This is a genomic window from Planotetraspora thailandica (genome assembly GCF_016863335.1).
Taxonomy (GTDB): domain Bacteria; phylum Actinomycetota; class Actinomycetes; order Streptosporangiales; family Streptosporangiaceae; genus Planotetraspora; species Planotetraspora thailandica.
This window is the reverse complement of record NZ_BOOR01000007.1, coordinates 223,136-233,742: the sequence shown is the minus strand read 5'-3', so window position 1 is coordinate 233,742 and position 10,607 is coordinate 223,136. Positions and strand designations below refer to the sequence as shown.

General features: G+C 65.2%; 14 protein-coding genes. All 14 read right to left on the bottom strand.

Translation table 11 applies throughout. The annotated features are described in order from the left end of the window. Positions 1–226 precede the first annotated feature (226 nt). Complete coding sequence (locus Pth03_RS06040) at positions 227–589, bottom strand: hypothetical protein (protein WP_203943126.1); 363 nt, start codon at positions 587–589, stop codon at positions 227–229. Between the two features lie 512 nt (positions 590–1,101). Further along, a complete protein-coding gene (locus tag Pth03_RS06035; RefSeq protein ID WP_203943125.1) occupies positions 1,102–1,584 on the bottom strand; it encodes a hypothetical protein in 483 nt (160 codons plus the stop codon). 152 nt (positions 1,585–1,736) lie between these two features. Beyond that, the gene (locus tag Pth03_RS06030) at positions 1,737–2,753 is read right to left on the bottom strand and encodes a DUF932 domain-containing protein (RefSeq protein WP_203943124.1); all 1,017 of its coding nucleotides are present in this window, start codon (positions 2,751–2,753) and stop codon (positions 1,737–1,739) included. 80 nt (positions 2,754–2,833) lie between these two features. Beyond that, entirely contained in the window at positions 2,834–3,397 is a 564-nt protein-coding gene (locus tag Pth03_RS06025; RefSeq protein WP_203943123.1) for a hypothetical protein, read from the bottom strand. A 237-nt stretch (positions 3,398–3,634) separates the two neighbouring features. After that, positions 3,635–3,943, bottom strand: coding sequence for a hypothetical protein (locus tag Pth03_RS06020; protein ID WP_203943122.1), 309 nt, complete (start codon positions 3,941–3,943; stop codon positions 3,635–3,637). After that, positions 3,930–5,426: a YifB family Mg chelatase-like AAA ATPase gene (locus Pth03_RS06015; RefSeq protein WP_203943121.1), complete on the bottom strand. Its 1,497-nt coding sequence runs from the start codon at positions 5,424–5,426 to the stop codon at positions 3,930–3,932. The genes Pth03_RS06020 and Pth03_RS06015 overlap by 14 nt, the downstream gene beginning before the upstream one ends. A gap of 6 nt (positions 5,427–5,432) precedes the next feature. Continuing rightward, on the bottom strand, positions 5,433–6,515 hold the full coding sequence (locus Pth03_RS06010; RefSeq protein WP_203943120.1) for a DUF4192 domain-containing protein: 1,083 nt from the start codon (positions 6,513–6,515) through the stop codon (positions 5,433–5,435). 73 nt (positions 6,516–6,588) lie between these two features. After that, positions 6,589–6,888, bottom strand: a complete 300-nt coding sequence (locus Pth03_RS06005; RefSeq protein ID WP_203943119.1) for a hypothetical protein — start codon at positions 6,886–6,888, stop codon at positions 6,589–6,591. Between the two features lie 36 nt (positions 6,889–6,924). Continuing rightward, a complete protein-coding gene (locus tag Pth03_RS06000; RefSeq protein WP_203943118.1) occupies positions 6,925–7,350 on the bottom strand; it encodes a hypothetical protein in 426 nt (141 codons plus the stop codon). Between the two features lie 40 nt (positions 7,351–7,390). Further along, complete coding sequence (locus tag Pth03_RS05995; RefSeq protein ID WP_203943117.1) at positions 7,391–7,717, bottom strand: hypothetical protein; 327 nt, start codon at positions 7,715–7,717, stop codon at positions 7,391–7,393. A gap of 523 nt (positions 7,718–8,240) precedes the next feature. Beyond that, positions 8,241–8,696, bottom strand: coding sequence for a hypothetical protein (locus Pth03_RS05990; RefSeq protein WP_203943116.1), 456 nt, complete (start codon positions 8,694–8,696; stop codon positions 8,241–8,243). A gap of 835 nt (positions 8,697–9,531) precedes the next feature. Further along, entirely contained in the window at positions 9,532–9,657 is a 126-nt protein-coding gene (locus Pth03_RS41985) for a hypothetical protein (protein WP_275413037.1), read from the bottom strand. Positions 9,658–9,673: 16 nt separating this feature from the next. After that, entirely contained in the window at positions 9,674–10,153 is a 480-nt protein-coding gene (locus Pth03_RS05985) for an NUDIX domain-containing protein (RefSeq protein WP_275413036.1), read from the bottom strand. Between the two features lie 64 nt (positions 10,154–10,217). Continuing rightward, positions 10,218–10,505, bottom strand: a complete 288-nt coding sequence (locus tag Pth03_RS05980) for a hypothetical protein (RefSeq protein ID WP_203943114.1) — start codon at positions 10,503–10,505, stop codon at positions 10,218–10,220. Positions 10,506–10,607: the final 102 nt, after the last annotated feature.

Below are 10,607 nucleotides of genomic sequence, written 5' to 3'. Positions count from 1 at the left end.
CCAGCTGCACATCATGCCCTGTCTCGGTGGAACTTGACATCATCGCCACCAGACCCTCGCAGCGCCGATCGAGATCTACACCGAGCCGAGCCTGCAACCCCAACCTTCAGACCAGGCGATTTGAGCCCACTCCTTGGCACAGAACAGCCGTCAGCAGATGGATCATTACCGCGTGCGCAGAAGCTTGCGCACGTGCTCCCGGCACCCATATAGGACGATCGCCTCGTCACCCTTCCGCGCGCGCTCGAGCCAAGTAGTAGCCGCTAAACAACGAGAAGAACGGCGAGACGAAGAACAAAGCCAAGCAGAACGCTATTACGTCGGATACCTTTCCCGATGAGGCATTCGCGAACAGGGCTCCGCCGATCGCCCCTAAGGATATGAGCACGAGTACCACACGACCGCTGGCGATTCCACGCTTTCTAAGCAATGACGGAGCCTTCGCATTCGGCGAAAGAGCTTTTGCGTCAGATAGCCCCCATTTCCACCCGAACACCACACACGCTCCAGCGAGCAGAACGAACAGGATAAGTAACAACACCTTGTTCCCGACAGGGGACAGCATCAACCAGAGCAACCCGAACAGCATGCATACCACCGCCCACGCAATGGCACGCAAAGCCATCGATTTCGCAGGTAATGATCTAGGTTTTGAGGTCATCTCATCCCCATCCCGAGTTTCCATCACCCAGTCTCATGGGTGTGTGGCTCCGGTAGCAACGCTTGGGGCAGACGAGCATCTCATCGACGACACCTGCCCCACTCCCTCGCGTGGGAAGCGGGGCAAGTGTCGTCTCGCTTGTCCGGGCTCCCCCCTCCTGAGGCCGGGACTCGACTATGTTTCCGACCGGGACGGGCCATCGAGGGAGATTGGCGGCCTGTGATGCCAAGCTCAGCGGATGGTGAGTCCCCGGAGCGTCACGAAGGGCGCAACGATTTCCGGTAGCTCTGTGCTTCGTAAATATGCTCGTGGCATAAGCACCGAACGTTGCCCAGGGCCAACGCTGCAGCCGTAGGCTGGTTACGACCGATCTCATCTCGTCTTTTCTCAAAGAGTTGAACCGGTCAGGGGCCGTTCCCCTTTCGAGGGGGCCGGCCCCGCTACTGTTCGAGGAGTTCCTGTAGAAGCGTGAACCCCGGCATGATTTCTCTCGGCTGCACGCCGACCTCAAAAATCTCCGGCTCCTCGAAGACGGGTTCTCCGTTGGGGCGGCGTGTGTAGGCGACGCGGCCGTAGTCCACGCCATCGTCACGGTCGAAGCTCATCCACGTGATGGCCTCTTGCTCACCTTCGCGCAAGGGATGGTTCGAGACCGCTCGGGTGGCTACGGTGCTCGGTGGCTCGAAGATCCAGACTTGTGGCACCGCCAGGACCCACCGTCTCGTGTTGATCTCCAGGGCCTTCATGGCGGCTCGGTGTTCGAACGCGACTGCGGTCTCTCGATCACGTAGGTAGTCGTAGTCACTGAGGATGAGGCGGCGATCCCCTTCCAGCGCGACGATCGCGGGGCAGTCCCGGGCAAGAATGCTTGACTCAAGCCGCTCGATCACGTCGAAGAGCAGGTGGGCCGTCTCCTCGTTCATCCGGCCTCTCCCTCGCTCGCGTTCAATTCGCGCCGTCGGAAACCAGCGCGCTCACCGGCCTGCCGCTCAAGCCTGAACGCTATGTGATCAGAGACTAGCTGTCCCGGTGATGCTAGGACCGCACTATGTTTCCGGCGCCCAAGGTCGTGCCGCTACAGCGTCAGCGGACGGCCCAGCACCTTCGACAGGGTGCACAGGGTTCCTTGGTCGAGTTCGTCGATGCCGCCGGTGACAGCGCGGAGCATGTTGCGTTCTGCGCGTTCGGCACCGCGTACGTTCTGCTCGTGGTGGGTGAAGGTGTTGACCGCTTGGACCACGCCCCACGCCGTGCCGCGCCAGGGCGTCACCCGTAGGTCGTGATTCCAGAGCTTGGCCAGCGTGTCCCGCTTGTTCTCAGCGATGGTGCGGCTGCGGCCTCGCTGGCGCGGCATCGGTACCTGGGCGTCCAGGAACGCCTGCCACTCCCGCCCGCTGATCTCCACGCGGCATAGGTCGCGGACGGCCGCTGAGAACTCGTCGGCCAACGCGTACACGATGTGCAACGCCTCACGGGCCTCGGCGAGCCGAATCTTCGAGTGTCGCGAGTGTTTGATCTTGACCTGCTGCCCGCGCTCCGCGAGGCCGGCGGCCATGGTGTTGTCGCACACGATGTTGGTCACCGCTCGCTTGAACGTCGTTGCCAAGGATCCGTCGAACGACGTCGCGCCGAACAGGTGCGGCCGGAACTCGACGCCTTCGGGTGTGACGACGTTCTCGGGAACCTCGACCGATACCCAGGCGACCGCGCCGCCCTTGAGGAGTCCGGCAGAGCCGATCGACAGGTCGGCGTCGAGGAGTCGCGAGATAGTGTTGATCAACCACTCGACGTACGGGTGCGGCTCGTAGCTGTCGGAGAAGATCCCCATGACGTGGCCATTGTCGCTGCGCAGGATCGCCTGCCGGCCGGGAACCTCCGCGAGCCCGCCGCGCGGGTCCTCGACGTAGATCGGTTTACTCAACGCCTCCCAGCCGAACAAACGCCGCTTGACGTCGTCGACCGGAATCGGGCCGGAGTAGTGGTTCGGCTTCTCGCCCTGCATGCTCGCCCGATAGTGCCAGGCCGTACCCCGCTTCTCCGTAAACCCGATCAAGGTATTGGCGTTCAACCATTCGAGAGACTCCCGGGACATATCCTTCTCCGTTCACTGGAAATGGAAAAGGCACCGGCCGTCCGCCGGTGCCCTGTTGTGTAAATGCGCGGGCCGGGAGCTCATATGGAGCGCTGCTGTATGGCATAGGCCACGCGTTCGGTCAGTTCGCGGTCCGCCCTGCGGATCTCAATCGAGTTGTCCAGGGCGGCTCCGTGGAGCACGAACGAGCCGGAGGCCTCGCCCAGCCGCCACCGGATGACGGTCTCGCGCTGCTTCTCGGTGAGCGTGGCCCCTGGCAGCATGGCCAGCAGAGTCTTCGTAAGCTCTGTTCGGGCGTGGGTTTCGGCCTCCCTGCTCACCAGTCGGTCCTGGCAAGACGCAAGATCCCGTCGGTAACCGGGAAGGAGCCGACGCTCGATTTTCTTCGCCACGAACTTGGCTCCCCAGGCGGACAGCACCGTGATCTCATGGCGAGGCAGGTCCGGAAGAAGGCCCCGGATCCCGTCTGGGTATACGCCTTGCACCCTGATACGTCCCGCCCGGTTCCAGAGCCGGTGCACGACGAGCCGGGCGCCGCCCGTCCCTACGAGGTACGCCGGATGGCCAGGCCGGATCAGCGGCTCGAAGCCGTCCAGGTGCTCGGCTGCCTTGGCTACCAGCTCATAGAGGTCGCGATCGTTCATAGGAATTCTCCTTTGGTCGTGGGAATGGAAAAGAAATAGGGGCATAGCTCGACCCCGAATAAGCCGCCGTTGACGTTGCGATCTTCGCTCGCGAAATGCCGTCGATTAAATGCGGGTACGGGAACCGTTCGACCGTCCGCCGAGATATAGCGCCTTCCAAAAAGACAGGATGGCAATCCGCGTTGAGCGAGCCCATGTCAGGCGGCCTTGAGCGCAGGCCGTCCGCTCTCCTGTCTGCTACGCCTGGCCGCCCTCGCGGTGCCGTTCCTGGTCTGCGCGGAACCGGTAGATGTCGCGGCCAGGCGTGCCGCACTCCCGGCAGTGACAGCCGTACGGGTGGATCTCGGAGGTGTGGAACAACTGGACGCGGCTCCCCCACGGGACCGGGTAGAGAGATTCGTCGAGCTCAACCCGATCGCGCCCGTTCCGGCCGATCTCAACGACGGTGCCCGGGTAGTAAAAAGGCGACTCATAGAGCTCGCACCACCACGGCCGTACCGGGACCTGGAAGAACGGCCGGACCAGGACGCGGTTACCGCCCTCCATCGCTGCTGTCCCCCGTCCACAGGTGCAGGGCTTCTACGGCGTCCTCCACTGTCGGCCGATCGGCGCCGCGCAGGTCCGCCACCGTCCAGGCGACACGCAGCACCTGGGGCAACGCCTCAGAGGTCAGCTGCCCGGTCTGCACGGTGGATCGCAGCAGCTCGACCGCCGCCGGCTCTGCGGGGAAGCGAGTCCGTAGTTCCAGCGCGGGAACCACGGCGTTGGTCCGCCAAGGCGTGCCCGCTAGCCGATCAGCTGCGCGCTCCCTGGCCGCGGCTACACGGGCCGCTACCACCGCGCTCGACTCGCCCGCCCCCTCGCGGCGGGCCTCCCACGCAACCGGCGCGCGCACAGAAACGCGGGGCAGAAGCGGGACCAGTCGGTCCAGGTAGCGGCGTCTGGTCACAGGTGTGCAGATGCAGTCCCCTCCTTCCGGGCAGGCGCACGGGCGGGCATCGAGCACGAGCATGAACCGCGCCGGATAGCGGACGGTACGGCCCAGCCCGGCGACGCGTACCTCCCCGTTGCCCATCGGCCCGCGCAGCGCGTCTAGCACCTGACGGCTGAACTCGGGCGCGTCGGCCAGGTGCAGCACGCCGCGGTGGGCGAGCGAGACGGCACCCGGGCGGTTTCCGGCCACGCTGCCGAAGAGGGTCGCGGGTGTGGACGTATGGTGCGGTGCGGATATCGGAGGGCTGGTCCCCGGCGCCTGGTCGGACCGTCCGGCCAGCGAATAGATCTCAGCGACCTCCCGAGCGGCCCCCGGATCCAGCGGCGGCAGGATGCCCGGGAGTCGTTCGGCAAGCATCGTGGCCGGGCCGTCCCCCAGGAGGAACAGGTGATGCCCTCCTGCCGCGCACACCTCCAGGGCGCGGCGGGCAGCCTCATTGCCCGGCACTTCGGCCAGATCCAGGGAACTCGCCGGGCACGCCGAAGGCCCGACCGCCCGGTAACGGGCGCCGTCCAACGTCGCGGCTTGCAGCCGGTCGACTACCTCGGCCAGCCGAGTGACGGGGATCACCACGGCACCGGGCACCTGCGCCGCTTCCGGCGCGCATTCGGCGGGCACCACCACCGTTCTCATCCCGGCCTGCACCGCAGCGCCCACAGCGGCCAGAATGCCCCTGATCGGGCAGATTCGGCCGTCCAGCCCCAGTTCCCCCAGAAACACCCGCCCGGCAATCCGCTCGGGTGGGATGACTCCCGCGGCGGCCAGGGTCACCAGGGCCAACGCCAGATCGGCCGCCGTTTCAAAGGCCCGGGGAATCGTCGGGCTCACGCTCACCGTGATCCGGGCGTCCGGCCAATCCGTTCCGCTGTTCAGGATCGCGGCGCGGATTCGGGCGCGGGCCGGCCATACCGACAACTCCGGCAGGCCGATCAGATGCAACTTACCTCCGCCGGGTGCTGCATCGGCCTCGATATCCACAACGTGTGGACTGAGGCCGACCAGAACCACCGATCGGGTGCAGGCGTACAAGGTCATAGCTGGTCACCACCCCTCCGGCAGTACCGGGCGGGTCGCGGCGGGATGCTTGGCGGCCTGGGCGCCGATCTCGTCGGCCATCTCCGCACAATCCACTCCGCAGGTCATCTCCGGCGGTAGCCCGTGATCGAGGGCGCACGCGACCAGTCCCGCAAGGCTGTATCTGGGATCGGCGGACAGAGACCGCTCAACCGCAAGGCGCGCCAGCGGCCCGTCACCGATGCGCAGGGCGACGAACGCCAGCAGTGCGGCCGGGGCGGCGGCGAACTCCGGTTCTACTCTGCGGGTAACTTCGGTCCACAGCTTGAGGTGCGTGTCATCGTCGTATCGGCCGATGAAGGTCATCGCCCCATCCCGGACAATGATCGAGGTCAGGAGTACGCCGAGCCAGGCGACCATGTCGGCGGGTAGTTCCCTGCCTGCCTCGATGTGGTCGAGGGCGGCAGCAACCTGCGTGAGGCCCGCCTGATACCAGCCGTGACCGCCGTCGGTGGCGAGCGCGCTACGGACCTGGGTGCACACGGTACGGGTTGCCACCTGCACCTGTTCCCGGTCCTGTCCGCCGGCCGGGGCGATCGTGGCCGCCAGCGCCGCCCGGTCCGCCCGCGCGACGTGCCCGGCGAAGACCGCCGCCGCTGCGGCCTGGTTGTGCGCCGAGTCGTACGGTGTGCCGTCCGGTGAGCAGCATTCGCGATCGAGGCACATGTACGACCAGTAACGGCCGTCCTCAACACGGAGGGCGTCGATCGTGTCGATCTCCGCATCGGACAGGGCGCCGCGTACGGCGTCCATCACGGGCGTGACATGCCAGCCGGGACCGTACCCGATCAGCATCACGCGTTCGGTGCCGTTGCGGGTCAGCAACTCGGCGAAGCCTCGCGCCACGTCGGGCGTGTCCTCCGACTGCCCCGGCAGGTCGACACGCACGCTGAAGCGCAGCGACCGCACCCCGCTGTCAGAGTCTTCGCCGGGCTCGAAAGCCATCGCCACCACACTGCGCTCCGGGTGGAAACCCAGCATGTAGGGCACGATCGCGATGAAATCCGCCGGTCGGCTCAGCCGCACGGTGTGATCCAAGGGAGAGGTCATGTGAGTCCTCCTGAACATGACAAAGCCCCGGCACGATCGGCCAGGGGCGAACGAATGGAAGAAAAAGAGCGGGTCAGCAGCGTTCGATGCGGGCGCCCCCGCGCGGTCCAAGGAAGATCCGCTGATCGGGGTAGTCCAGCCCGTCGCGAGAGCCGTAGAGCGTGATCTCGCAGTCATCCCCCACGCATGGGGTGAGCACGTCGGCGGCATCGCGGTGTGTAAACGCGAAGTGCGAGCGCTGCCAGTAGCCGTACCGGTGCCGGTCGATCAGCTTGCTCCGGGCATCGGCCAGGGACGCGAACTCCTCAAGATCGTCAGGATCCGGCGGGCCGTACCCGTTGCCGCCGGACCAGAACCCGAACCAGCGCCCCATGATGATCATCTCCTTTCGAATAGCCGGTGGTGTCGGTCAGCGGGACGGGCAGCCGGGCGATAGGTGATCGCCCCCGCAATAGCCGCACCAGCCGTCCATGGCGTAGATCGACAGATCCTCGGCGTAGCGGTCCCGCCAATCCCGCTGAGTCCGGGTATAGGCATCGAAATACTCGGCGTCCGTGTCCCCCGGCTGCAGCGTGAGGTAGCGCAGCACCGTACGAGCCGCGCTGATCAGTTCCTCACCGGAGAGGACCGCACCGACGCCCGAGCAGACGTCCGAGGCGGCGAAGATCGTGCGGCGGCGGCGCGACAACCGGTAGCGCCAGCGGATCCGGCCCTCATCGGTCCGGTCCGCAGCGTCTATCTCCAGCAGGTGATCGGCGTCGATCTGCCAGCCGGGCACCAACCGTGAGTTGATGATCCACCCCGGCGGCAGAGTCAGGGCATGCGTCATCGCCATGGCAACTCCAATGAGGTCCAGTCGGATGGAACAGCCGCCGTCACGGGCGACGGCGGCCCAAGTGATGCGCTTGCACGGTCGAGCTCACCGCATGAATCTCGCAGTCCCGGAAATCCAGCGCATCGGTGAAGCAGCGAGAACAGCGCAGCAACCGCATACGCGCCCCCGATGCCCGGTTCGTTTGCGTGGCGTCAATCCACAGATGGGTCGTGGCCAGGCATCCGAGACAGGTGATCACCTCGGCGTCCGTAGGCATCGGGTCAAGCGCGGCGATCACCACGTATTCGCGTTCGCCGTCGGGATCGGCGGCGGGAACCATCGTTGCGGTATCCGCGCGAACCTCACCCAACGCGATCACTTGCATCACGCGGCCTCCGCTGGAAACCGTCAGATCCCCCGCAGACCAGGCCGACGGGACGGCAGAATTCACCTCCACAGAAACGCCCCCTTCAAACAGTTACCCGTCCGGGCAACGCACACTGGAAATGCGTGGCGCGCTTTCCCCGCAGCGGAGCGTGACGCGCAGCGCGCTTTCGCGCCGCGAACTGCTCTCACTTAAATACGGTGACCGGAACGGCCCGACCGTCCGCACGCGGCAACATTTCCGCAGCGTTACCGCATGCGCCGCACCGACGATTGACCGTTCCGGCCCCGTTGCCGCCCTACGGCACCGCAACACGCCGCAGAACAGCAGGCGAGAGCGGACTGCGCGCCGAACATGTCGACCACGCACCGGCAAATTCCGTTCTCATATAAATACGGGGAGCGCAGCGGTCCAAGCGTCCGCACTTTCCCAGAAGCTTTGTCGCCCCGGTAGCGCGGTGACAAGCATTGTCACCCATAAATAAAGAGCCCCAGAGCGTTCTCTGGGGCTCTTTCACGAGCTGTTGTTACTCCTCTGCGGTGGAGGTGCCGCCGTAGACCATCGTGCTTCTGGCGTCGTCAAGGCGCTCCGACAGTTCCCGCCATTCCGCCCGTGCGGCATCGCGCACTCGGATCACGTTCCGGCGGGACCCGTACGCGCCCCCGTAACGAGCCTGGGCAACGGTGCTGAGGATCCCCGCGCGCCCCAGGTCCTCAGCCTGAGACGCGATATCGATCATGCGACCGATGGTCGGGAAGTCCTGACCGTCGCCGAACGCCGCCCGGAACATCTCCGTACTGTGCTGCGAGACGCAGAACGCCACAGCCGCCCCCGTGACCGTCTCAGTGCGCGGGACACCGCGCATCAGCTGAGCCCCCGGCGTGACGTCGACCTCAGCCGCCGGAACGTCGATCCTGTAGCCGTTCCTCGCGGCGGCATCCCTGACCGCCCACCGCTGCAGCGTCGTACGCGTGATGGTCATCTCCCCACCATCCCTACGGACGTAGACCCATGCCTGAGTCTCGCGAGCAGGGCCGCTGTCAGGGGCAGGGGCGCACCTTGCCAGGACATCGCGCAGACGCTGCGCGAATAGAAGAACGGCGTCCTGCGTGACGTCGTCAGACACGTCATCCGTCCCGTACGGCGCGTGCCCTTCCTTGATTATGGTCGCGCTCCCGTCCATTCGCTTGCGGGAACGGGTCGAGTCGACCGTACGGCAGTAGCCGCGTGCGAGCCTACGAATGTCCGCCCAATCGTCAGGCGTTACGCGCGCCATGTCTTCAGGCGTGAGCGTCTCCCCCGGAATGTTGGAAGGAACGCACTTACCGGGAACTCCATTCGACATGTTTCCCCCTCCGATCTCTGCGACGTCCCGATGACGCCGTCTCGCCTTTTCTCAATACAATTGAATCGCAGAAAGGAGGTCGACACAATGAATTCCCGCGTGTCTTTACGAAGTTTTCCCTAGCCAAGAGCAGAGGAGAGACCATAGAGAATGGTCGCCAGGAGTGAGTGGGAGATATGAAAAGTCAAGAAAGGCGGCGAAATCGAAGCCAGCGGCCTGGAAAACATAAACCGGAGAAACATTATTAGGCGAATTCAATTCCTGGCGTGATGGCCAATTATCGAACACGACCTCTGCCGACCCTTCGATCATGGGAGTTCCCCATAGAGTCGGGCTGGCGGGTGGCCGCGCCGCAATTCGCTGACCAGCGAATATGCCCTAACGATCAAGGCCAGTCATAAGTGGTGAACCACTAGCTGAGCATTGGCCGCCCCACTGGCCCTTCTCGGACTCGGTCGAGAAACTAAGCAGGTCAGGGTGCGACGTCCTCGCACACCAACGCCGGATAGCCGTATGACCAGCCCGTCAGCGCCGCGAAGGCCTCGGCCGGCGAGTGGTTCCGGCGCCTCATGTAGACGTCGAATTCCGCACGGCTCACTGGCGATCACCGACTGTCAGGCGACGGGGTATCCATCCTCCAGGTAGGCCACCCGACCCGTACGGCGAGCAGCTACAGCCGCATGGATTCGCCGCACCCGGATCGGCGGCAGGAAGGCTCCGGCGTCAGCGGGGTCGACCAGCTTCCACTCGCTCAGTTCCTCAGCGGGCAGCCGGATCGCCGACAACTCCTCGGAGCTCATGACGCCGCCGTCAAAGATGAGCCGAAAGCCGCCTGCGTCGGTGTCGCTCGCGGGCATCCAGTCGGCGCAGAGCAGCACCGGGGGCCCAGCCAGGGCCAGTGCGAGCTCTTCTTTGACTTCTCTGACTGCGGCGTCCCAGGGGGATTCACCATCGTCGACCGACCCGCCGGGGAACTCCCAGCCATCCTTGTAGACGGGCCGAACCAGCAGAGCTCGCGCCGTATCGTCAGTGATCAACACGCCTGACGCAGTCGGGCGGCGAGGAAGAGAACGCAGATAGTCGTCGGTCGACACGGCGACACGGTAACGCCAGCTGGGATGGAACTGCGGCCGTTCTGGACGATCGGTCCCCCAGGCATCACTTAGCTCTGCCTTCGAGAAGAAGCGTCCAGAGCCGCGCCGCCTTGGCGGTCTGCATCCAGGTCGTCTCGTGCACCGCCATGCCGCTTGCCTTCCGGGCCGTGCGCCGGATGAACCGCAACCCACCTGCCTGGCACAGCTCATAGATGGTCATACGGCACTCGCACGTGTGTCGTATGACCATGATCCGGGCGCAGCGCGGCGTCGGCGCCATCCAGGTGATGCGTGTCGCGTCCTCGGCGGGCACCGGGACATGCGGGCCGTGGAAAGGCGCGGGGAGCTCCATGGCAACCTCTCCATGTACGAGGCCCAGAAACGTTGGTCACGTTTAGTAGATGTCCTGCATACGGAGCGGGGCAGGACGACAATGGCGGTCAGACACGGACAC